General features: G+C 67.9%; 18 protein-coding genes. 4 read left to right on the forward strand and 14 right to left on the reverse strand.

Annotation, left to right across the window (positions count from 1 at the left end; all coding sequences use genetic code 11):
* Positions 1-52 precede the first annotated feature (52 nt).
* Positions 53-3,634 carry an S-layer family protein gene (locus B5V46_RS13640; RefSeq protein WP_080617110.1) on the reverse strand — a complete coding sequence of 1,194 codons (3,582 nt, stop codon included), beginning with the start codon at positions 3,632-3,634 and terminating at the stop codon, positions 53-55.
* A 239-nt stretch (positions 3,635-3,873) separates the two neighbouring features.
* Here B5V46_RS13640 and B5V46_RS13645 point away from each other — a divergent pair, with 239 nt between their 5' ends.
* Positions 3,874-5,745 (forward strand): acetylglucosamine transferase, encoded by a 1,872-nt coding sequence (locus tag B5V46_RS13645; RefSeq protein ID WP_231119122.1) that lies wholly within the window; start codon positions 3,874-3,876, stop codon positions 5,743-5,745.
* Between the two features lie 141 nt (positions 5,746-5,886).
* Here B5V46_RS13645 and B5V46_RS13650 read toward each other — a convergent pair whose 3' ends face one another.
* The 12 genes from B5V46_RS13650 to B5V46_RS13705 form a co-directional block, all read right to left on the reverse strand.
* Positions 5,887-6,480 (reverse strand): methyltransferase domain-containing protein, encoded by a 594-nt coding sequence (locus B5V46_RS13650; RefSeq protein ID WP_080617111.1) that lies wholly within the window; start codon positions 6,478-6,480, stop codon positions 5,887-5,889.
* Between the two features lie 39 nt (positions 6,481-6,519).
* Positions 6,520-7,818, reverse strand: a complete 1,299-nt coding sequence (locus B5V46_RS13655; RefSeq protein ID WP_080617112.1) for an HlyD family type I secretion periplasmic adaptor subunit — start codon at positions 7,816-7,818, stop codon at positions 6,520-6,522.
* A gap of 10 nt (positions 7,819-7,828) precedes the next feature.
* Positions 7,829-10,003 (reverse strand): peptidase domain-containing ABC transporter, encoded by a 2,175-nt coding sequence (locus tag B5V46_RS13660; protein WP_080617113.1) that lies wholly within the window; start codon positions 10,001-10,003, stop codon positions 7,829-7,831.
* 162 nt (positions 10,004-10,165) lie between these two features.
* Positions 10,166-11,503 carry a sodium:alanine symporter family protein gene (locus B5V46_RS13665; RefSeq protein ID WP_080617114.1) on the reverse strand — a complete coding sequence of 446 codons (1,338 nt, stop codon included), beginning with the start codon at positions 11,501-11,503 and terminating at the stop codon, positions 10,166-10,168.
* Between the two features lie 409 nt (positions 11,504-11,912).
* Entirely contained in the window at positions 11,913-12,836 is a 924-nt protein-coding gene (locus tag B5V46_RS13670; protein WP_231119123.1) for a U32 family peptidase, read from the reverse strand.
* Between the two features lie 5 nt (positions 12,837-12,841).
* On the reverse strand, positions 12,842-13,840 hold the full coding sequence (locus tag B5V46_RS13675; RefSeq protein WP_080617116.1) for a peptidase U32 family protein: 999 nt from the start codon (positions 13,838-13,840) through the stop codon (positions 12,842-12,844).
* The gene (locus B5V46_RS13680) at positions 13,837-14,376 is read right to left on the reverse strand and encodes an SCP2 domain-containing protein (RefSeq protein ID WP_231119124.1); all 540 of its coding nucleotides are present in this window, start codon (positions 14,374-14,376) and stop codon (positions 13,837-13,839) included. Before B5V46_RS13680 ends, B5V46_RS13675 begins: the two co-directional genes overlap by 4 nt.
* Before the next feature lie 165 nt (positions 14,377-14,541).
* Entirely contained in the window at positions 14,542-14,982 is a 441-nt protein-coding gene (locus B5V46_RS13685) for a hypothetical protein (RefSeq protein WP_080617117.1), read from the reverse strand.
* A gap of 158 nt (positions 14,983-15,140) precedes the next feature.
* Positions 15,141-15,641, reverse strand: a complete 501-nt coding sequence (locus B5V46_RS13690; RefSeq protein ID WP_155774060.1) for a mismatch-specific DNA-glycosylase — start codon at positions 15,639-15,641, stop codon at positions 15,141-15,143.
* Positions 15,642-15,666: 25 nt separating this feature from the next.
* Positions 15,667-17,661 carry an RNA polymerase sigma factor RpoD gene (gene rpoD, locus B5V46_RS13695; protein ID WP_080617118.1) on the reverse strand — a complete coding sequence of 665 codons (1,995 nt, stop codon included), beginning with the start codon at positions 17,659-17,661 and terminating at the stop codon, positions 15,667-15,669.
* Between the two features lie 130 nt (positions 17,662-17,791).
* Positions 17,792-19,750, reverse strand: a complete 1,959-nt coding sequence (dnaG, locus tag B5V46_RS13700; protein WP_080618065.1) for a DNA primase — start codon at positions 19,748-19,750, stop codon at positions 17,792-17,794.
* A gap of 177 nt (positions 19,751-19,927) precedes the next feature.
* On the reverse strand, positions 19,928-20,407 hold the full coding sequence (locus B5V46_RS13705; protein WP_080617119.1) for a hypothetical protein: 480 nt from the start codon (positions 20,405-20,407) through the stop codon (positions 19,928-19,930).
* A gap of 241 nt (positions 20,408-20,648) precedes the next feature.
* Between B5V46_RS13705 and B5V46_RS13710 the strand changes: the two genes are divergently transcribed.
* On the forward strand, positions 20,649-21,011 hold the full coding sequence (locus tag B5V46_RS13710) for a hypothetical protein (protein ID WP_155774061.1): 363 nt from the start codon (positions 20,649-20,651) through the stop codon (positions 21,009-21,011).
* Between the two features lie 100 nt (positions 21,012-21,111).
* Here B5V46_RS13710 and B5V46_RS13715 read toward each other — a convergent pair whose 3' ends face one another.
* A complete protein-coding gene (locus tag B5V46_RS13715; protein WP_080618066.1) occupies positions 21,112-21,699 on the reverse strand; it encodes a TetR/AcrR family transcriptional regulator in 588 nt (195 codons plus the stop codon).
* A gap of 143 nt (positions 21,700-21,842) precedes the next feature.
* Here B5V46_RS13715 and B5V46_RS13720 point away from each other — a divergent pair, with 143 nt between their 5' ends.
* Together B5V46_RS13720 and B5V46_RS13725 are read left to right on the forward strand one after the other, a co-directional pair.
* Entirely contained in the window at positions 21,843-22,094 is a 252-nt protein-coding gene (locus B5V46_RS13720) for a hypothetical protein (RefSeq protein ID WP_080617121.1), read from the forward strand.
* A 168-nt stretch (positions 22,095-22,262) separates the two neighbouring features.
* Complete coding sequence (locus tag B5V46_RS13725; RefSeq protein WP_080617122.1) at positions 22,263-23,549, forward strand: homoserine dehydrogenase; 1,287 nt, start codon at positions 22,263-22,265, stop codon at positions 23,547-23,549.
* Positions 23,550-23,737 lie beyond the last annotated feature (188 nt).

Genomic DNA, 23,737 nt, shown 5'->3' on the forward strand with positions numbered 1-23,737 from the left:
TCGGAACGGGGCGGATCTAAGCCGGTCCTTGCGCGGATCGCGGACCGGCGCGCTAGAGGAACAGCGCGTTCAGCTGCGCCGTCGACATCGCCGCGAGCTGGGTCGAGGTAAAGGCCTCGGTCTGGGCATCGGACAGCGCGGCGATATCCTCGGTCTGCATGGCCGCGACCTGGGTGGTTGTCAGCGCCGCGATCTGCTGCGAGTTGAACCCGCCCATCTGCCGGGTCGTGAAGGCCTGGATCGAGGCGGTGCCGAAGCCGCTGATGCTGGAGGTCGAGATATTGCCGATCTGCAGCGTGCTGAGCGTGGTAACCTGTGCGGTGGTCAGCGCCGCCGCCTGCGCCGAGGTGAGGCCCGAGACGCCTTCGGAGGTCAGCCCGCGGATCGCCGAGGTGTCGAGCCGGACCAGATCGGCCGTCTCCATCGCCGCCATCTGTGTCGAGCTCAGCGCCCGGACCTGCACCGAAGAAAGCTCGGCCGCCTGCGCCGTCGACAAGGCCACGATATTGGCCGTCCCCAGCCCTTCGATGGCGGACGCGCCGAGCCCCTTGATCTGGTCGGTCGAGAGCTTGGCCAACTGCGCCGTGGTCAGCCCCGCGGTCTGGGTCGCGCCGAGTCCCTGGATCGCCCGCGTGCCCAGGGCGCCGATCTGGGCCGTGGTCATCGCCGCCAGCTGCGTCGAAGAGAGGTTGCCCAGAACCGTGCTGCCAAGAGCCGCGGTCTGCGTCGTCGTGATCGCCGCCATCTGCGCGGTCGTCAGCCCGGCCACCTGATCGGCCCCGAAACCGCGAAGCGCCGAGGTGTCGAGCCGAACCAGATCGGCAGTCTCCATTGCCGCGATCTGGGCCGAGCCCAGCCCGGCGATCTGGATCGAAGAGAGTTCGCCCGCCTGCGCCGTGGTGAGCGCGACAATGCTGGCCGTCGCCAACCCGGACATGGCCGAACCGCCCAGCGACCTGATCTGGTCGGTCGAGAGCCCGGCCATCTGCGCCGTGGTCAGCCCCGCGGTCTGGGTCGCGGTCAACCCACGCAGCGACCGGGTGCTCAGCGCTGCGACCTGCGCCGTGGTCATCGCCCCCATCTGAGCCGAAGAGAGACCCGACAGGGTGATGTCGGACATCACCGAAGCCTGTGTCGTGGTCAGGGCCGCGACCTGTGCGGTGGTGAGCCCGGCCACCTGATCGACCCCGAGGCCGCGCATCGCCGAGGTGCCGAGCCGGACCAGATCGGCGGTTTCCATGGCCGCGACCTGGGTCGAACTCAGCACGCCGACTTGGGTCGAGGACAGCTCGGCCGCCTGCGCGGTCGAGATCGCGACAATATTGGCCGTCCCGAGACCCGAGATCGCAGAACTGCCCAGCACCCGGATCTGGTCGGTCGAGAGCTTGGCCAGCTGCGCCGTGGTCAGCCCCGCAGTCTGGGTCGCGCCCAACCCCTTCATCGCCAGGGTGCTCAGCGCACCGACCTGCGCCGTGGTCAGCGCCGCCATCTGGCTCGAGGACAGCTCGCCCAGCATCGCGCTGCTCAGAACCGCGGTCTGGGCCGTGGTGATCGCCGCCACCTGGGCCGTGGTCAGCCCATCGATCTGGTCGCCGCTGAACCCGCGGATCGCGGCCGTGGACAGCCGAACGAGATCGGCGGTTTCCATCGCCGCCATCTGGGTCGAGCTCAGCGCCCGGATCTGCAAGGATGAGAGTTCGGCTGCCTGCGCCGTCGAGATCGCGACGATATTCGCCGTGCCGAGCCCCTCGATGGCCGAGACGCCGAGCCCCTTGATCTGGTCGGTCGATAGCTTGGCCAGCTGCGCCGTGGTCAGCCCCGCAGTCTGAGTCGCGCCGAGCCCGCGGATCGCGCGCGAGCTCAGCGCGCCGATCTGCGCCGTCGTCATCGCGGCCATCTGGGTCGAGGAGAGCCCGCCCAGCGCCGTATCGCTCAGCACGGCAGCCTGCGCCGTGGTCAGCGCCGCAACCTGCGCCGTGGTCAGTCCGCCGACCTGTTCAGCCCCCAACCCCTTGACCGCAAGTGTCGAGAGCTGCACCAGATCGGCGGTCTGCATCGCCGCGAACTGGGTCGAACTCAGCGCCGCGATCTGGGTCGAGGACAGCTGGGCGGCCTGCGCGGTCGAGAAGGCCACGATATTCGCGGTCCCGAGACCCGCCATCGCCGAACTGCCCAAAGCCCGGATCTGATCGGTCGAGAGCCGGGCAAGCTGCGCCGTGGTCAGCCCCGCGGTCTGGGTCGAGGTCAGCCCCCGGATCGCGATCGAGCCAAGCGCGTCGACCTGCGCCGTGGTCAGCGCCGCCATCTGGGTCGAGGACAGCTCGCCCAGAAGGGTGCTGCTCATCGCCGCGGTCTGGGCGGTGGTGAAGGCCGCGACCTGCGCGGTCGACAGCCCCTCGATCTGGTCACCGCCGAAACCGCGCATGCTGGCGGTCGAGACCGTTACCAGATCGGCCGTCTGCAGCGCCGCGACCTGGGCCGAACTCAGTGCCGCGATCTGTGTCGAGGACAGCTCGGCCGCCTGCGCCGTCGAGAAGGCCACGATATTGGCGGTCGAGAGCCCGGCCATGGCCGAACTGCCCAGCGACCGGATCTGATCGGTCGAGAGCCGGGCAAGCTGCGCCGTGGTCAGCCCCGCGGTCTGGGTCGAGGTCAGCCCCCGGATCGCGATCGAGCCGAGCGCGTCGACCTGCGCCGTGGTCAGCGCCGCCATCTGGGTCGAGGACAGGCCCGACAGCGTCTGACTGCTCATCACCGCGGCCTGCGCCGTGGTCAGGGCCGCCACCTGGGCGGTGGACAGGCCCGCCACCTGGGTGCTGCCGAGCCCGCGAATCGCCACCGTCGAAAGCGTGACCAGATCAGCCGTCTGCATCGCCGCGATCTGGGTCGAACTCAGCGAGGCGACCTGCGTCGAGGATATCTCGGCCGCCTGCGCGGTCGAGAGCGCCACGATATTCGCGGTCGAGAGCCCGGCCATGGCCGAACTGCCCAAAGCCCGGATCTGATCGGTCGAGAGCCCGGCCATCTGCGCCGTGGTCAGCCCCGCGGTCTGGGTCGAGCTGAGCCCCCTGATCGCCAGCGAGCTCAGCGCGCCGACCTGTGCCGTGCTCAGCGCCGCAACCTGGGTCGAGGACAGGCCGGACAGCGTCACACTGCTCATCACCGCGGTCTGCGCCGTGGTCAGGGCCGCCACCTGGGCGGTGGACAGGCCCGCCACCTGGGTCCTGCCGAGCCCACGCATCGCCACCGTCGAGAGCGTGACCAGATCGGCCGTCTGCATCGCCGCAACCTGCGTCGAACTGAGCGCAGAGACCTGGCGCGACGACAGCTCGGCCGCCTGGGCGGTGGTCAGCGCGACGATATTGTCGGTCGTAAGCCCCCTGATCGCCAGGGACGAGAGCTGCCTGATCTGGTCCGTCGAGAAATTGGCCATTTGCGCCGTGCTCAGCCCCGAGGCCTGCACCGAACCGATGCCGCGGATCGCGCCCGTGGTCAGCGCGCCGATCTGTGCCGTGCTCATCGCCCCCATCTGTGCCGAACTGATACTGGCGATATCGCTGCTGGTCAGGGACGCAATGGTGGCAGTGGTCAACGCCGCGATCTGCGCGGTAGACAGGTTGCTTAGGGTCGACATTTGGCTCCGGGTCCGATTCGGGGGGAGACGTCGCGCCTTCTCGCGCGCATCTGCCAGACAGTCGAAGTCGTGCTGACTTCGCTTCTGCGACACCCTGACCCATGATCGGTAAACAAGCGGCTAAACGCAGGCCGATGGCCTCGGAACTCTTCCTAAACATCGCAGCGATTTTTCATTGGGCCCGGCAATCCCGTCTTAACCGGCAGGCGCGAGTTTTCCTTGAACCGAGGAGAATCCCGATGACCGAGATGTCCCAGTCCGTCTTCCCGTCCGCCGTCCTCCCCTCCACTGGCGGCCCGACCCCGCCCGCCGGGTTCCTTTCCGGCAGCCGGGCCACCAGAGACCTGCCGCCGGATCTCGACGCCCTGACCCGCCGGGCTGCGGCCTGCGGCGATGCCGCGGCCATTGTCGATCTCGCCGCCCGTACCCCCGACACGTCAGTTGCGCTCTACCGGATCTGGCTCGAGTTCAACGGCGCCCGTCCGGACGCCTGGGCCGCCTGGTTCAACCTCTCGGTCCTGCTCAACGCCACCGGCGATCTGGCCGGAGCCTATGAGGCCGCCGCCCGGGCCCACCGGATCAAGCCCGACCTCTGGCAGGCCGCGCTGGCCGCGGGCCAGGCCGCCGAGGCGCTTGGCGACCGCGCCGCCGCCATCGCCTTCCTGCGCCAGGCGCTGCCGCCCGCCGAGGGCCGGGTGGCACTGCACAAGCAACTCGGGCGGATGCTGGAACTCGACAAGCGGCTCGACGCTTCGGCAGAAGAACTGCGCGCCTCGCTGCTGATCGACCCGCATCAGCCCGACGTGATCCAGCATCTGGTGCATACGCGGCAGAAAATGGCGGCCTGGCCGGTGACAGACCTTCGGGTGCCCGGGCTCTGCACCGCCGAGGCCGAGCTCTGGTGCGGCCCGCTGGCCACGCTCGCGCTTCATGACGATCCCGGGATGCAGCGCCGCGTCGCCGCCGACTGGATCGCGCGGAACGTTCCCGATCCGGGAGAGCGCCTTGCGCCCGCCGCTGGCTATCGCCATGATCGGGTGCGGCTTGGCTATCTCTCCTCCGATTTCTGCCGCCATGCCATGAGCTACCTGATCGCCGAACTGCTCGAATGCCATGACCGCGACCGGTTCGAGATCTTCGGGTATTGCGACTCGCCCGAAGACGGCAGCGACGTGCGCGCCCGCATCCTCGCCGCGCTGGACCGCCACGTTCCGATCGGGGCGCTCGGCGACGAAGAGGCCGCACGGCGCATCCGCACCGACGAGATCGACATCCTGATCGACCTCAACGGGCTGACCAGCGGCGGCCGCCCCGGGATCCTGCGCTGGAAGCCGGCGCCGGTGCAGGCGACCTATCTGGGCTATATCGGCTCGGTACCGCTGCCCGAGCTTGACTGGCTGCTTTGCGACGCGATCACCGTACCCGAAGCCGAGGCCGCCAGCTATGCGCCCGCGCCGCTGCGGATCGAGGGCTGCTATCAGGCCAATGACGGCCGCGCGCCAGACCTGCCCGAGGTTAGTCGCGCCAGCGAGGGCCTGCCCGAAGACCGTTTCGTCTTCGTCTGCGTCTCGCATCACTACAAGATCACCGCGCCGGTCTTCGCCGCCTGGTGCCGGATCGCAGCCGCCGCACCCGAGGCGCTGTTCTGGCTGATCGAGGACACGCCCGAGAGCGTGGCCGCGCTGTCAGAGCGCTGGCAGGCGGCGGGCCTAGCCCCCGACCGGCTGATCTTCGCGCCCCGGGTCGACCCGGGACGCTACCGGGCGCGGCTGGCGCTCGGCGATCTCTTCCTCGACACCACGCCCTATAATGCCGGCACCATCGCATCCGACGCGCTGCGGATGGGCCTGCCCGTGCTGACCCTGGCCGGGCGCAGCTTTTCGGCACGGATGGGGGCAAGCCTGCTCACGGCAGTCGGGCTGACCGACTGCATCGCCGCCGATCCCGAGGACTACGTCCGCCGTGCCGTGGCGATGGCCACCGATCCCGACCGTCGTCCCGACCTGCGGGGCCCGGCCCTCGCCGCGCGCTGGCGCGCGACGCTCGGGGATGGTGCCGCCTTCGCCCGCCGTTTCGAAGCTGCCATCGTCTCGGTGCTAAAACGGCCCTGATCTGTCCCGGCTGACACTTGCGGCCCTGGCGGCGCCCGGCATCAAACACACTGGCCCCAAACAACCTGGCACGAAGCGCCCCTGCGCGGCGGACCGCCCGGGGTGCTGCCCGACCGAAGCCTCCGGTCGGGACAGGCTGGCTCAGGCCGGACGGACGGCCCGGGCCCAGAGCGCGAAACGGCCATCCGACTCGACCTGCACATCGACGAAGCCGGTCCGTTCCAGATGGGCGCTGAGCGAGCCGACGGTAAAGCCGGTCCGGTGCGCCATGAAATCATTGCCGCCCTCGATCGAGGGCCGGTAGCCGTAAAGGATGTCGATCGGCGCGATCGGGCCGGCCGCCGAGATATAGGCCGGCTCCTCCAGGAGCCCCTGCGCCACCAACGCCGCCACCCGCTGCAGATCGGGCATCGTCAGCAGCACGAACCCGCCGGGGCGCAGCACGCGGAAGAACTCGGACAGCGCCAGCGGCACTTCATGGGCCCTGAGATGCTCGAGATTGTGCGACGACCAGACGGCATCGACCGCGCCCTCCGAGAGCACCTGCATATCGGTGATGCTGGCCACGATATCCGGCATCACCGTGGGGTCGATATCGAGCCGCAGTTCGCGCCAGCCCGCGGCCGGAAAGGCATCAGCCGGCAGCTTGCCGGGATCGGCCATGCCGCAGCCCACATGCAGAACGGTCTTGAGAGAGGCTGTCGCGTCATCTGTGGCGAGGGTCAGGCTTTCCATGAACGGGCTCCGGTTTCAGGATCGGGGGTGAGTCGGGGATCAGGATCGGGGTTCTCGCAGGCTTTCGCTCAATCCGTTGAGAACCGGATCGAGGAAATAGGTCAGAAGGGTGCGGTGACCGGTGGCGATGTCGCTGGTCAGCGTCATCCCCGGCATCAGCCCCTCGGGCAGCGCCGCATCGTCATCGAAGGCCAGGCGCGCGACATGGCGCGCCGGGCCGCCCTCGGTCGGCAGGCTGGAACTCGGCGCCACATCGCTCAGTCGGCCGGCGATCAGGCCGTGGCGGCGCCAGGGAAAGGCATCGACCTTGATCCGCGCCGGATCGCCGGGATGCACCAGCCCCACATCGCGCGACAGCAGACCGATCTCGGCATGCATCGCGCCACCGGTGGGCGCGATCACCACCACCGGATCGGCGATGGTCATCAGCGAGCCCGGCCCGCCCCCGGCCACCGACAGCACCACCCCGGCCTGCGGCGCCCGCAGATCGTATAGCCGGGTGCGGTCGGTCGCCTGCGACAGCTGCCGCTCGATCACCGACAGCCGCGGGCGCAGCCCCGCCAGATCCTCAAGACGGCTCTGGCGCAGGTCGCTGTCGAAGGCGGCCAGCCGGGCGGCGGCGGTCTCGCGCTCCTGACGCAGCGACATCAGCCGGGCCATGTTCTCGCGGCTGTCGGTCTCGGCGTCGAGCCGGAGAAGCCGGGCCTGGTTGACGGCAAGACGGGTGCCGCTCTGGCGGGCCAGAAGGGTCTCGTGCATGGTCTCGATCTCGCGCGCGGTCGCGACCGCCTCGGCCAGCGCGGACACGCTTTCCAGCGCGGTCTCGATCCCGCTGTCGATCTGGGCAAGCGCCGAGACCAGCTGATCGCGCCTAGCGGCCTCGGCGACGGCGCGCTCGCGCTGGATGCGGGCCTGAAGGGCGAATTCCTCGCCCTCGCCCGTCACCGCACGATTGCCAAGCTCGGCCTCGATCCGGGCGATTTCAGCCTCGAGCGCCGCGCGTTCGGCCGCCAGCACGGCAACATCGGTCTCGGGATCGCGTGCATCGAGCCGGGCCACCAACTGGCCTGCCTCGACCGCGTCGCCCGGACGAACCAGCAGCCGGTCGAGCACCGCCGAGCCCAGCGGCTTCAGCACCACCGGCGGGTCGTCGGTCACGATGCGTCCTTCGGCGGTGACCACGACATCGATCGGCACGAAGGCCGCGAGCGTCACCAGGGCGGCCAGAAGGGCGGCCGAGCCGAACGGCCAGAGCCGCAGGAGCCAGGGCAAGGGCGCGTTTCGCACCTGCACCAGCGGCGGCTGGAAGGGCAGCGCGTCCCGCGCGACAGGGTTCATCGGCGGGCCATCATGCGATATGCTCGGTCTGCTGGCGCCAGAGCGCCGCATAGGTCTCGCAGCGCGTCAGCAGCGTCTCATGCGGGGCCATGTCGAGCAGCCGGCCCTGATCGAGCACCAGGATCTGGTCGGCCCGGACCAGCGAGGACAGCCGGTGCGAGACCACGATCATGGTGCGCCCATGGGCGATGGCGGCGAGGTTGCGGTTGACCAGAGCCTCGGATTCGGGGTCGAGCGCCGAGGTCGCCTCGTCGAGGATGAGGATCCGCGGATCGGCCAGGAGAGCACGGGCAATGGCGATGCGCTGGCGCTGACCGCCCGAGAGGTTGGCGCCGCCTTCCTCGACCATGGTGTCGAAGCCCTTGGGCAGGCGGCGGATGAACTCGTCGGCGCCCGCCATCGTCGCCGCACGCAGCACCGCCTCTAGCGGGGCGCCCGGGACCGCGACCGCGATATTGTCGCGGACAGTCCCCCGAAACAGCAGGTTGTCCTGAAGCACGATGCCGACCTGACGACGCAGCGCGGCCAGCGCGATGTTGCGGATATCGATGCCGTCGAACAGGATCAGCCCCTGCTGGGGCGTCTCGATCCCCTGAATCAGCCGGGTCAGCGTGGTCTTGCCCGAGCCCGAGCGCCCGACGATGCCCACCACCTGCCCCGGCGCGACCGCGAAGCTGACCCGGTCGAGCGCCGGGGTCGCGGCGCCGGGATAGGCAAAGCCGACCTCGCGCAACTCGAGCATGCCCGACAGCATCGGCTGTGCCAGCTTGCCGTCATCCTGCCGCTCGGGCGGATGATCCATGATCTTGCGCAGCATCCTCACCGACAAGGCGGCCTCCTGCCATTCGTTGATGAGCCCGACGATCTGCACCAAAGGCCCCGAGACCCGGCCCGACAGCAGCAGGATCGCAACCAGCGTGCCGACCGTGAGCGTGCCCTGGAGCGCGAGCCCGACGCCGACCGCGACCACGGTGACCTGCATCATCCGCTCGAGAAGCCCGGTCAGCGTGCCGGTCAAGGCCGAGACACGGCCCAGATCCCATTGCTTGCGCACCGACTGGGCCAGGCTGTCTTCCCACAGGCGCTGGCGCGCGGGTTCGACCGCCAGCGACTTGACCGCGCGCATGTTGTGCAGCGTCTCGACCAGAAGCGCCTGACGCTCGGCCTCGACCCCGTAAAGCGCATTCAGCCGCGCCTGCAGGATCGGCAGCATCAGCCCGATGCAGCCCGCGATGACGATGGCGTAAAGCGTGATGATCAGCGTCAGCGTGCCCGAAAGAAGCGCCAGCGTGGTCAGCAGAAGCGGCAGAAGCGCGGCGTCGAGCAGGGTCTGCAGGAGCCGCCCGGTCAGGAAGTGGCGGATCTTGTCGGTCTGCTGGATGTTGCGGGTCAGAACGCCCGCAGGCGTGGTCTCGAACACGGTCATCGGCAGGCGCAGCAGATGGGCCACGCTTTGCGACCCGATATCGGCATCGATGCGGCCGCCCGCGATCTGGCTGAGGCGCTGGCGGATATAGCCGAAGCCCGCATAGAACAGCACCAGAACGACATAGACCGCGGTCACCGACATCAGCGTGTACCAGGCCTGATGCGCGATCACCCGGTCGATCATCACCTGCAGCAGCAAGGGCAGCGAGAAGGCGATCAGATTGCCGGTGACAACCGCCACCGCGACCCCCGCGAAAAGTCCGCGTTCGCGCCGGAGCGCGGGCAGGAACCAGCGCAGCCCGAAGGCCCGGCTCTCGGCGGCGGTGGCGCTGGTGCGCCCGATCAGGATCAGCCGTCCGGTCCAGCGCCGGGCGAAGTCCTCCCAGGGCAGGCTGTGCACCCCCTCGGCCTCGTGTCGCGGGTCGAGCACCGCCGCGCTGCGGACCTTTTCGACAAGTCCGGCATGGACCAGCACGATCCAGCGGCCCTGTTCGACCTCGGCCAGCACCGGAAACCCCTGCCCCAGCCGCGAGGCGAGCCGCCATCCGGCCCTGTCGATCAGCCGGCAGCGCAGCCCCTTGGCCGCAAACAGCGCCATCAGCCCGGGGGCGAGATCGCCGGTCCCGAGATCGGGCAGTTCGTCGGGGCTGAGGACGATACCGTTATGGGCAGCGATCAGGAAGGCGCCGCGCAGGGTCGACAGCTGCGGCGTGTCGAGCGCGAGCGTTTCGGAAAGCTGGGAATCCTGGACCGACATGGGCCCTGTTTACGTCAGGGCACCTTAACGGGCGGTTGTCGGCGATCCGCCGCCCCCCTCCGTATCTGGAAGCGGATCTGGAACCGGATCTGGAACCGGGCCCGGAAGGGTCTCGGAAAGGATCTCGTGGCAGGATTTCGCCCTGCCACGAGAGACCGAGGATCACTCGGCCTGTTTGCGCCAATAGGCACGGGACACCGCGAAGACGGTGCCGCTGAGCGCGATCAGCGCGATCAGGTTGGGGATCGCCATCAGCGCGTTCATGATGTCGGCCACGATCCAGATCACGCCCAGATTGGCGACAGCCCCGATGAGGATGCCCGCCACCCAAAGCAGCCGGAACGGCAGGATCACCCTGGGGCCGAACAGGTATTCGGCCGAGCGTTCACCGTAATAGCTCCAGCCCAGGATCGTGGTGAAAGCGAAGACGATCAGCCCGAAGCTGACGATCAGATCGCCGCCCGGCATGCCGGTATTGAAGGCGAGCGCCGAAAGTGCCGCCCCGGTCTGGCCGCTGCTCCAGACCCCGGTGGTGATGATCACCAGCGCGGTCATCGAGCAGACCAGGATGGTGTCGATGAAGGTGCCCAGCATCGCCACATTGCCCTGGCGCACCGGATCGTCGGTCAGCGCCGCGGCATGCGCGATCGGCGCCGAACCCAGACCGGCCTCGTTCGAGAAGATGCCGCGCGCCACGCCGAAGCGGATCGCCGCCATCACCGCCGCGCCCGCGAAGCCGCCGGTCGCCGCAGCCCCGTTGAAGGCGCTGTCGAAGATCAGCGCGATGGCGCCGGGGACCTGCTGGTAGTTGATCGCAAGGATCGTCAGCGCACCGAGGATGTAAAGCACCGCCATCAGCGGGACCAGCCATTCGGCGACGGCGCCGATCCGCTTGACCCCGCCCACGATCACGACAAAGGTCAGCGCGGCCAGCGCGATCCCGGTCCACAGATGGGGCACCCCGAAGGTGGTCTCGACCGCATCGGCGACAGAGTTGGCCTGCACCGTGTTGCCGATCCCGAAGGCGGCGATGGTGGCGAACAGCGCGAACAGCCAGGCCAGCCAGGCGAAGCGCGGGCCGAGCCCGTTCTTGATGTAATACATCGGCCCGCCGACATAGCGGCCCTTGGCGTCGACCTCGCGGTAATGCACCGCCAGCACGGCCTCGGCATATTTGGTGGCCATGCCGACCAGGGCAGTCAGCCACATCCAGAACACCGCGCCCGGCCCGCCGAGGAAGATCGCAGTGGCAACGCCCGCGATGTTGCCGGTGCCGATGGTCGCCGACAGCGCCGTGGTCAGCGCCTGGAACGGCGTGATCTCGCCTTCATGGCCCTCGCCCTTCTTGCGGCCTTCCAGCATCATCCGGATGCCGTGGCCCAGCTTGCGCTGCGGCAGGAAGCGCAACCCGATGCAGAGGTAAAGCCCGGTGCCCAGCAGCAGCACCAGAACCGGCGGCCCCCAGACGAATGAGCTGACGGCGGTGAGAAAATCTGTCATATACTTCTTTCCCTGCTAGTTTCTCGTTTTCCCGCCTGCCCGCTTCGCCGGGCAGGGGGGCATAAGGTGATCGGTCGCATAACCGGGTCCGGAAGGCAGCGCCTGACGCAGCGTCAAAAGGTGTGAAAGACCTGCCTGCGCCCCGCATTCCGGCAGCCGCCTCGGCCCGGGTGCGCGTTTGGCAGCCAGCCCGGGGCCGACCGCCCGGAGCAGATCCGGCCTTGCCTCGCCGGTCCCTGGGCAAGGGCACGCGGAAACGGGCACCATCCGGGACACGCCCGGCGGAACCTGGCGCGCGCGGGCATTGCGGAGCTGAGGAATGGGGAAGGGCCGCGACCGCGCCCCGAAGGGGGCGCGGAAGCCAAAGGGGTCGGGACGCGCGGTCGACGCCCTGCCCCGGCACACCGGATCAGGCCAGTTCGGCCGCCACGCGGGCCGTCCAGTCATGCCCGGCCTTGCCATGGTAGAAGCCGTTCACGAAGGGCGCCTCGATGCCCAGTTCGCGCAGCTTCGCCTCGCCTTCCTCGACCCCGATCCGCTCGGCCAGCACGTCGTCGAACAGCCGCGTGACCGCGATCATGTCGCAGGAATGCGGCATTACCCGGAAATGGGTCACGCCCAGCGCCTTCATGTCGGCGATATCGGGCAGGAGATCGAGATAGCCGTAGCTCAGTGTCTGGATCCCGTTGACCACCAGGAACGGTTTCTCGTCCATGGTGTTCAGGATCATGCCGTCGCAATCCTCGCCGCAGACGAACTGGCAGTTGTCCTTGGTGCGGGCATGCGCGCGGGCATGATAGCAGCGGGCCGAGAGCGCCAGCGAGGCCCGGCCGAAAACCTGCACCTCGACCCCGACGCCCAGTTCGCCCGCCTTCTTGCCCAGCTCGGCAACCGCCTTGCGCGGCAGCTCGGGCAGAAGCGCGAAATGGTTGGCGCCCTGCTCGTGCAGATAGGCCATCGTGTCTTCGTTATAGACGTTCAGCAGCGCCCCGATCCGGTGCGGCTTGTTCTTGAGATACAGCAGCGCCGCAGTGTTGTTGACCTCGAGATCGCGGCCCTCCTGCTCGGCCCATTGCCGCAGCAGGTTGCGTTCGCGCTTGATCACCACTTCCGAGAACGAGGAGAACACCACCTTCTTGCCCGCGCGTTCCAGCCGCTCGGCAACCTTGTCCATGTGGTGGTCGTCGAAGAAGGGCGTCCGCTTGGAGCAGATCACCTCGCCCAGATAGACGGTCGAGACCGGGCTTTCATCGGCGATCCGGTTGTAGAAATCGAGTTTCATCTCGGCGGGCCAGTGGAACAGGTTCGGACCCAGCGTCAGTTCGGCAGCCATCGGGCTTACCTCCATTTCTTGGTCTTGAGCGCGCCCTCGGTGTGTTTCTGACCCTCGGTCAGCGCCACCAGGTCGGCCAGCTTGGGCTCCTGCCCGGCCATGATCGAATCGACGGCCTCGCGGAAGGCGGCGACCACCTTCTTGACATAGGCGCGGCTCCGTTGGCGCCCCTCGATCTTGAAGGCATGCACGCCCGCATTGATCAGATCGGGCAGCATGGTCGAGGCGTTCAGGCTGACCGGTTCCTCGAAGGCATAATAGCCGTCATCGCGGACGTCGCATTTGTAGCGGCCCTTGCAGATCGTCGGATAGCCCGCAGTCTCGTCCGGCTTGAAGCGGTCGATCATGTAATCGCCCAGGATCGTCGACATGCTGCCATCCTCGGCGCGTTCGTATTTCACGCAGGAGGCGGGCGAGCAGGCGCCGTCCATGTTGGTCGACTGGCCGGTGACGTAATTGGTCAGCGAGCAGCGGCCCTCGACCATCAGGCCATGGTTGCCGAAGATGAAGGTCTCGACCTCGCAGGGGATCTCCTCGACCAGGCCCTTGATCTCGGACACGGTCATGATCCGGGGCAGCACGATCCGCTTCACGCCCAGTTCCTGCACGTAATACCGGATCGCCTCGGGGGACGAGGCCGCCGCCTGCACCGACAGGTGGATGCGCAGCTGCGGGTGGTTTTTCTTGATGTAATCCGCGACCGCGATATCGGCCACGATGCAGGCATCGGCCCCCAGCTTGGCCGACAGGTCGGCCGCATCCTTCCACAGCTGCACATTGCCCGCGGGCGGGAAGGTGTTCAGCGTGATCAGCACCTTGGTGCCGCCGTCATGGGCGTATTTGATGGATTTCTCCATCTCTTCGGGGGTGAAGTTCAGCCCCACGAAGTTCCGCGCATTCGTGGCGTTCTGATAGCCGCAATAGACCGAATCGGCACCGGCATCGACGGCCGAGCGCAAGGCGGCGGGCGTCCCCGCCGGGCAAACTAGTTCGGGTTTGATCATGAGTGCGACCCTTTCCGTTTCTGGGCATTCTCAGCCGCCCGGCGCAGCATGTTCAGCGCCCCCCGGCCCGGCGCGCCGAACATGTCGGCCACGCTTTCGGCAATCGGTTCTTCCACGTCGTCGAGCGCGTTCCTGAGGCAGACCACGGCCTCGGTATCCCCGGTCACGATCAGATCGCGCGAGAAGAACAGCGCGTCGCCGTCCTGCTCGGTATCCATCAGCGTCAGCAGATCGAGGAACTTACCCGAGATCCGCGCGCAATGCGGCGGCAGGACACGGCGCCGGTTGAGCGCCTTGAAGTCGAGCGCCTCGGGATCGGGCCGCAGATACAGCATGAACGGCATGTCGACAGGGTCGACCAGGAAATAGGCGTGGCGGTGATGGCCCAGCCGGTCGAACATGTCGGGATTGTCGGCAGCGATCTTGGTGACGATGCGCTTGAGGACCGGCTGCAGAAGAAACAGCGGCAGCGGCGGCAGGAGGGAAAACCCTCCGGAGCCGCCGGGCAGGCGTGGGGATTGGGGTGCGGTTGTCATGGCTGGTCGATACCCGGATGTGGGACAATCCGGATTGACTTAGGTCAAACCTGTCGCACTGTCCGGGGCACCAATTGTCACAGCGCTCAGAAGGCGCGGCGCGAACAACCGGAAATCCGCATTGGCCGCTGGAATCGGCCCGACTTCACAAGGCCGTGAAAAGGGTCAGTCGGGCAGGCTGAAAAGCGGACGGCACACCTGCTGGGCATGGATCCGCGCCCAGTTCGAGCCGGGCTTGCTGACGCCGAGCACGATCTGATCGGGCAGATCGCGGGCCTGGGCCAGCAGCTCGGCATCGGGCCGGACCGTGAAGATCGCGCTCTTGCGGCCGGGATGGCTGGCACTGGGGCCGCGCGGATGCACCAGATAGATCCGGTCGGACGGGCGGGCATCGGTCTGGCTTTCGGCATATTCGCCCGCCGCGCACCACAGTTGCGGCCCGGCATCGCCCGGCTGCGACAACACCTCGAACTCGCCCGGCTTCCCGGTCGGCTGGACCCGGTTGCCACGGTCGGTCAGGATCGGATGCGGGCGGGTATCGCCCGGAACGCAGGCTGCAAGGCTGGCGGTGGCGGCGAGGGCGGCAAGGCAAATCGAAAGGCGCATGGGTCTCGGTCTCCGTCCGGGCCGCGGGACAGGAATGCGCCCGGTTCTCCTTTCGATAGAACGCCACCCAGCGCGCGGCAAGGCCCCTGACAGAGGCCCCTCCTCGTCGGCGCCTCACTGCCGGGCGGCAGGCGGGCGGACAGAAGGCAGGCGGGCGCTCAGCCGCTGAGGCGCAGGGCAGTCCCGAAGGCCCGCCAGACGGTTTCGTCCCAATAGCGCGCCGCCGCCCCCGAGGTCGACGGCAACACCCAGACCGGCAGGCCCCGGACCTCCTGCGCGCCGTACCCGACCCGCTTGCGCCCCAGAAAGACCTGCGCCGCGCGCTTGCCGTTGAAGGCAAGGCTGCGCGGCCGCCAGGTCTCGACGAAACGGGCCAGCCGGTCGGGGTCATGCGCGACGGCCGGAACCGCCGCATCCACGCCCCAGGCGCCCTTGGCCAGATCGGTCAGCCCGATCCCCAGCGCCAGCAGCCGCGCCTCGGAGCCGACCGTCAGCGGCTCCTGGACCAGCCCGGCGCGAAACAGGACCGGCCAGAACCTGTTGCCATGCCCCGCATAGTAAAGGCCCAGCTCTGCCGAGCGGGGCCCTGCGGCCATGCCGCAAAAGACGGTGCGCAGACCGGGCGCGACATAATCGGGAAGGATGTCCTCCGATTCCATCGCCGCGCCCGCCCGGAGGCTTCCGCTACTGGTCGAGGAAGCTGCGCAATTTGCGCGAGCGGCTGGGATGCTTGAGCTTTCTCAGCGCCTTGGCCTCGATCTGGCGGATCCGTTCGCGGGTCACGCTGAACTGCTGACCCACCTCTTCGAGGGTGTGGTCGGTGTTCATGCCGATGCCGAAGCGCATCCTGAGAACGCGCTCCTCGCGCGGGGTCAGCGAGGCCAGCACCCGTGTCGTGGTTTCCTTCAGGTTCTCCTGAATGGCCGAATCGAGCGGCAGGACCGCGTTCTTGTCCTCGATGAAATCGCCAAGCTGGCTGTCTTCCTCGTCGCCGATGGGCGTCTCGAGCGAGATCGGCTCCTTGGCGATCTTCATCACCTTGCGGACCTTCTCGAGCGGCATCTGCAGCTTTTCGGCCAGCTCCTCGGGCGTCGGCTCGCGGCCGATCTCATGCAGCATCTGGCGCCCGGTCCGGACCAGCTTGTTTATGGTCTCGATCATGTGGACCGGGATCCGGATGGTGCGGGCCTGGTCGGCGATCGAACGGGTGATCGCCTGCCGGATCCACCAGGTGGCATAGGTCGAGAACTTGTAGCCCCGGCGGTACTCGAACTTGTCGACCGCCTTCATCAGGCCGATATTGCCTTCCTGGATCAGGTCGAGGAACTGCAGCCCGCGGTTGGTGTATTTCTTGGCGATCGAGATCACCAGGCGCAGGTTGGCCTCGACCATTTCCTTCTTGGCCTGGCGGGCCTCCTTCTCGCCCTTCTGCACCTGGCTCACGATGCGGCGGAATTCCTGGATGTCGACGCCGACATACTGGCCCACCTGCGCCATCTCGGCGCGCAGCTCGGCCACCTTGGCGGCCGAGCGTTCGGTGAAGGCCGACCAGCCGCGCCCGCCCTTGCGGGCCATTTGCTCCATCCAGTTCGGGTCGAGCTCGTGACCGCGATATTCGTCGATGAATTCGCGCCGGTTGATGCGGGCCTGGTCGGCCAGCTTCACGATCGCCCCGTCGATCGCCATGATCTTGCGGTTGATCCCGTAAAGCTGGTCGATCAGCGCCTCGATCCGGTTGTTGTGCAGATGCAGCTCGTTGACCAGCAGCACGATCTCGGTCCGCAGCTTCTGGTATTCGGCCTCGTCACGGTCGGAAAAGCGCTGGGTCTTGCTCAGCGTGGCCTGGATCCGCTTGTCCTGGATCTCGGACAGCTTGGAATAGTCCTCGGCGATCTGGTCGAGCTTCTCCAGCACGCGCGGTTTCAGCGCCGCCTCCATGGCGGCGAGGCTCATATTGGCCTGCTCTTCCTCGTCGTCGTCATCGTCGCGGCGGATCGGGTTGCCGTCGGCGTCGAGTTCGGGGCCGTCATCCTCCTTGCGGCTGCCGGTGGCATTCGAGGCCTCGACCCCGATCCCGTCGACGACCGGCTCGTCGCCGTCATCCTCCTCGAGCGAGCGCCCGAAGGTGGCGTCGAGGTCGATCACGTCGCGCAGCAGGATGTCTTCGTTCAGAAGCTCGTCGCGCCAGATGGTGATCGCCTGGAAGGTCAGCGGGCTTTCGCAGAGCCCGGCAATCATCGTGTTGCGACCGGCCTCGATGCGCTTGGCGATGGCGATCTCGCCCTCGCGCGACAGAAGTTCGACCGACCCCATCTCGCGCAGATACATCCGCACCGGGTCATCGGTGCGGTCGAGCGTCTCGGTGGTGGTGGTGGCGACCGCCACCTCGCGCGAGGTCGAGGTGGTGACCACCTCGGTGGATTTCTCTTCGCCTTCCTCGGCGCCTTCCTCGGCCTCGATGATGTTGATGCCCATCTCGGAGAGCATCGACATCACGTCCTCGATCTGCTCGGAGGACACCTGTTCGGGCGGCAGCACCTGATTGAGCTGGTCATAGGTGATGTAGCCGCGCTCCTTGGCCTCGGCGATCATCTTCTTGACTGCGGCCTGGCTCATGTCGAGCGCGAGGTCCGCGTCCTGCTCGTCAGTTTTGCTGTCGTCCGTGTCCTTGGCGGCCATGGAGGTCTCCTTGCAGGATGGCTGATTCGTCCACCGGGTCGAACCGACTCAATAGCTCGAATCAGCGGAAAGAACACCTATGTACCCCTGATTCGTTGATCAAATCTCAACTTTCTGGCACATTGCGGCGTTACGTTCTGCCCTTGCCATATTCGATTCGGCCCAGAAGGTCGGCAAAGGCATCGCGTTCGTCCCGGTCCACATGCGCCCCGTTCGGGGCAAGCTCGAAGTCGGCGGCGTCCTCTTCCTGGGACGGTCCGGCGCCATGTCGCGCCCTGGCGGCCTGGCTCAGTCGCCAGGTAACCCCCTCGTCGGCAAACCCCTCGAGATCACGCATGCCTTCCTCGATATCCCGTTCCGCGCCGCGCAGGCGCATCAGGCGGTCGACTTCATGCGCGATGCACAGAGCGGCCTTTTCGTGATCCTCCGGATCATGAACCGGCGGCGCTATGCGCACATGGCTGAGCGAGAACAGCTTTTCAAGAGGCCCGGGGCCAACTCGTGCCTCGAGCGCCTCACGAAAAGGCATTCCCTCCTCCGGCGGCGGCAGAACCAGCAATGCCTGCTGCAACGCGGCATGGTCGGGCGTGGCGCAGACCAGCGCCTCTAGCTCGCCCGCAAAGCGCGCGATCAGCCCCGGATGGATGATGAGCGTGGCCAGAATGACCGCCTCGCGCAACTCTTCCTCAAAACGCGGCAGCGCCTGCACCAGTTCCGAGCTTTTGGTGCTGGAGACCGGACGGCGGCGCGGCTCGCGCGTCCAGCCTCCCTTGCGCCCGGCCCCGCCGCCGCCACCGCCGCGGGCCGGACGGAACAACTCCCAGCGCAGGCGTTTGAGCTCTTCGTCATAGTGATGACGCAATGTCGGATCGCGGATCTTCTCGACCGCGGCGGCCAGGTCGCGCTCCAGCGCGGCGCGGCGCTCGGGGCTGTCGAAGACCCGGTCCTCGATCGCGCGTTCCCACAGGATCGCGACCATCGGCCGGGCCTCGTCGAGGATCTTGCGCATCGCCCCCGCACCGCCCGCGCGGATCACTTCGTCGGGGTCCTGACCGGGCGGCATGATCGCAAAGCGCAGCGCCTGCCCGGCCTCGAGCAGCGGCAGCGCCAGATCCATCACCCGCCGCGCCGCCCCGATCCCGGCCCTGTCGCCATCCAACGCGATCACCGGCTCGGGATGGACGCGCCACAAGAGCCGCAGCTGGTGTTCGGTGACGGCGGTCCCCAGGGGCGCGACCGCCGCGCCGAATCCCGCCTCGGACAGCGCGATCACATCCATGTAACCCTCGGCCACGATCAGCGGCTGCCCCTTGCCCGCCGCCTCGCGCGCCCGGGCGAGGTTGAACAGGGTATGGCCCTTGTCGAAAAGCTCGGTCTGGGGCGAGTTCAGGTATTTCGAATTGTCGTTCGGGTCCATCGCCCGGCCGCCGAAGGCGATGACCCGGCCGCGCCCGTCGCGGATCGGAAACAGGATCCGGTTGCGAAAGACGTCATAGGGCTTGCGGCCCTTGTCGGAGGCCCGCGCCAGCCCCGCGGCGAGAATCAGGTCGGGATCCAGCCCGCACCCGGTCAGATGGTCCCAGAGCCCCTGCCAGCCGGGCGCCGCGAAACCGATTTCCCAGCGCGCCTGGGCCTCGGGCGACAGCCCGCGCCGCGCCAGATAGGCCCGGGCCTCGGCCGCAGCCCCGGTCTGCATCTGCATCCGGTAATGGCGCTGCGCCACCTCCATGACTTCGAGCAGACGGGTCTGCCGGTCGGCCCTGACCTTGTCGGCAGGATCGCGCGCGGGCATCGGCATCCCGGCTTCGCGGGCCAGGATCTCGACCGCCTCCATGAAGCCGACATTCTCGGTGTCCTGCACGAACTTGATGGCATCGCCCTTGGCGTGGCAGCCGAAGCAGTAATAAAAGCCCTGCCGGTCGTCGACGTGGAAGCTGGCGGTCTTTTCCTGGTGAAACGGACATGGCGCCCAGAGATCGCCCTTGCCCTGGTTCGACTTCCGCGCATCCCACATGACCTTGCGCCCCACCACCTGGGCGATGGAGGTCCGTGTGCGCAACTCGTCGAGGAATCCGGGGGGCAAGCTCATGCCGAACAATATCGGCCGCGCGGGGCCGCTGTCCATATGGTCCGGACCTGCACCGCCGCCCCGCCCCGCAGCCCCGACGACCGCCGCAGAGGGCCGGCGCCGGGCCCCGCCCTCCGCGCCCCGCAGCGCCACCGCCGGCAGCACCCGATCCTTGCCCGATGTCCCGTCATGGCCGCCTCAGCGCTGTTCGCTGCGGCTCTGCAGCAGCGCGGTCAGGATCTCTGCCATCGCCTTGGCCTCGCCCGCCGAGGTCACGCCGCCGACGCCGACCCGGCGCCCGAAGCGCCACCAGACCCCGGGCGCCCAGGCCCGGGGCAGCGGCTCTGTCAGGCTCAGCGAGAACCCGTTCGAGGGCTTGAAGGCCAGCATGCCGCGATCGAGCCCGGTGATCCGTTCGATCCGGGCGATCTCGCGACCGGTATCGTCGAACAGACCCGCCCCGGTCAGGATCAGCCGCCGCGCGGTCGCGCGCCGCATCAGCTCGGCCAGCGCCAGTGCGCCCGCCCCCATCCCCAGCAGCAGGACGCGGTAGCCGATCCCCTCGGGCGGGTGCACCATCCCGATCTGGATCAGAAGCCCCGCCAGCGCGACAAGCACGCCCAGCCCGATGACCCGGCGGATCTGCGAAACCCTGAGCGTGGCGAGTTCGTCCGACATGCCTGCGTCCTTCTCCTGTTCTTGCCCCGAACCGCCTGACGCCCCGCCTTCGGGGCCAACACGGGTCGCCCTTGTATCCGGCGGAAGGGCGCGTAGGCTGCGGACATGTTGGGCGCCGGACGGCCCGTCAAGCCTTGGCGCGCCAGACGCGGCGAAAAAGCACCTTGTCCGACGCGACGAAGTCGCCATCTTTGTAGGGAAGCCAATTCATTTTGGTGGACAGGATCAACACAGGTGGATCATGACTGACAAATCTTCGGAAAAGCCCGCGCAACTCCTGGACGACCCGACTCCGTTCTCGAATCGGATGAACTGGCCGCTCCTGAGTTCGTCCAAATCGAAAACAGAGCTGAAGACCGACGACCCGACCCCGCTTTCGAGCCAGCTCCGGTGGCCGCTGCTGTCGGGCCGCAAGTCGCAGGTCGAACTGACCACCGGCTCGACTCCGATCTCCGACATGATGAAATGGCCGCTGCTGAGCAACAAGTCGACCATGTTCGACACCGAGCTTCCCTCGGCCAAGGGCGGCAACAGCAAATCCACCGGCGACAGCCCGGTCAGCAAGTTCATCCGCGGCATCGTGACCGGCGAACCGCAGAAGTAAGCGGACCGTCACAGGCCGTTTTTGGCGCGGACCCCGCCGGGACCCCTCGGCGGGATTCGTGTGTTCAAGGCCTGCATTCCGGTTGAGCGCCCCATTGCCGTCAGGCCGAGACCGCCTTTTTCACCATGCTCCAGTAAAGATCCTCGACCTCGGCGCGGCTCAGCCGCCCCTCGTCGCGATACCAGGTGGTGACGCCGGTCAGCATGGCGATGACCGCGAAGGCGGCATGTTTGCTGTCGGCCACCTCGAAGACGCCCCGCGCCCCGCCTTCGCGCAGGATATCCTCGAGCACGGTCTCGTAGCGCCGCCGCAGCGCCTCGATGATGCGGAAATTCCCGGGCTCGAGATTGCGCAGCTCCATATAGGCGATGAAGACCGCATCGGGCCGGTCGAGATGGAAACGGATGTGAAAGCGGGTGAAGGCCTCCAGCGCGTCGCGCGGGCCACGCCCCTTGGGCAGCGCCTCCCAGGCGGCAAGCAACTCGTCGAGATGGCTTTTCATCAGCTCGAACAAGAGCCCCTGCTTGTCGGGGATGTAGTTGTAGAGTGCACCGGCCTGTACCCCGACCTCGGCCGCGATCCGGCGCATCGAGACCGCAGCATAGCCGTGCCGCGCGAACAAGGCCTGCGCCGCCGCCCGAAGCCGCGGGCCGGTGATCTCGGAATGCGAACCGGATGTACGTGCCATCGCGCCAGAATATCTGAACATGCGTTCAGTTCAATCCCTGCGTCCCCCTTCGCCCCCCCGCACAACGCCGCCTTGCCCTGCCACACCGTCTTGCCGTTGCCCGGCCGCCGCGTTTATGTTGCGCGGGGTCAACGGAGGAACCGATGGCACGCTTGCCCCTTTGCATTGCCGCAGCGGTTCTTCCGATGCTGGCTGCCTGCGCCGACTTTCCCGAGATCGACGCCGCCGAACGCGCTGCGGCGGGCCCGACGCTCGTGCCCGAAATCGCGCCGATCGACCCGCTTCTGGCCAGCGCCCGCACCCTGCGCGGCAGCTCCGTGTCGCCCGACAGCCTGGAAAGCCGTGCCGCGCGGCTCCGGGCCCGCGCAGCACGGCTCCGCGACCGCGATATCTGATCCGCGATTTCCGAACGCAGGTTCCCGCTGTCGTCCCCGCAATCGTCCCCGTCGTCGTCACGGCCTGTGCCTTCCGTGGCATGGGACGGCACCGTAGTCGCGTTGCAAGCCCGGCGCCTTCGCGCTAACAACCGGCGAACCAAGATACAGTGACCCGGGAGTTGCCACATGACCACCCCCTTGCGCCTCGGCATTGCCGGGCTCGGCACCGTCGGCGTCGGCGTCGTCAAGATCGTGCAGTCGCGCGCCAATCTGCTGGCCCAGCGCAGCGGGCGGCCGGTGGTGGTCACGGCAGTCTCCGCGCGCAGCCGCGGCAAGGATCGCGGCGTCGATCTGTCGGGCTATGCCTGGGAAGACGATCCGGTGGCGTTGGCCCGCCGCGACGATGTCGATGTCCTGGTCGAACTGATGGGCGGCTCGGACGGCCCCGCCAAGGCCGCGACCGAGACCGCGCTGGCCGCGGGCAAGGATGTGGTGACGGCGAACAAGGCGATGCTGGCGATCCATGGCCAGGCGCTGGCCGAGACCGCAGAGGCGGCCGGCCGGGTGATCCGCTTCGAGGCCGCGGTCGCGGGCGGCATCCCGGTGGTCAAGGCCCTGACCGAGGGGCTTGCCGGCAACCGGATCGACCGGATCATGGGCGTCATGAACGGCACCTGCAACTATATCCTGACCCGGATGGAACGCGAGGGCCTGCCCTATGAAACGGTCTTCGAGGAGGCCCAGGCTCTGGGCTATCTCGAGGCCGATCCGACGCTCGATGTCGGCGGTATCGACGCCGGCCACAAGCTGGCGCTTCTGACCTCGATCGCCTTCGGCTCGCGGGTCGATTTCGACGCGGTCGAGCTGGAGGGGATCGAGCGGATCTCGATCGTCGATATCCGCAACGCCGCCGATATGGGCTTTCGCATCAAGCTTCTGGGGGTGGCGCAAACCACCGGGCGCGGGCTCGAACAGCGGATGTCGCCCTGCCTGGTGCCGGCGAATTCGCCGCTCGGCCAGCTCGAGGGGGCGACCAACATGGTCGTGCTCGAAGGCGACGCCGTGGGCCAGATCGTGCTGCGCGGCGCGGGGGCGGGCGAAGGCCCGACCGCCAGCGCGGTGATGTCGGATGTCGTCGACATCGCCCGCGGCTTCCGGGTGCCGACCTTCGGGCAGCCCGCGGCTGGGCTCGAAGCGGCGCGCCCGGCCCGGGCCACGGTCGCGGCGCCCTACTATCTGAGGATCGAGCTGCAGGACAAGCCCGGCGCCATGGCCAAGGTGGCGGCGGTGCTGGGCGAGGCCGGGGTCTCGATCGATCGCATGCGCCAGACCCGACACAGCGAGACCACCGCGCCGGTGCTGTTCCTGACCCACAAGACCACCCGCGACGCCCTGGATCAGGCGCTGAAGGGCTTCGCCGCCACCGGCGTGGTGGTGGGCGACCCGGTCGCGATCCGGATCGAGGACGTCTGACCGCGCGCCCCGGATCCGTATTCCGGGGCCAAATCCGGGGGGCCGGATCGTCCGGGAACAGGACGACCCGGCCTTAGCCCGTCCCTGCCTTGACCCGTCCCGGCCCTGACCGCTCCCGACCGGGTCACGAATTGTTTCCAAACGCGCAAAAATGCCCCTGGCCCAGCGTCACTTTACCTTGGGTTAAC

This window comes from Rhodovulum sp. MB263, assembly GCF_002073975.1.
Lineage (GTDB): Bacteria > Pseudomonadota > Alphaproteobacteria > Rhodobacterales > Rhodobacteraceae > Rhodovulum.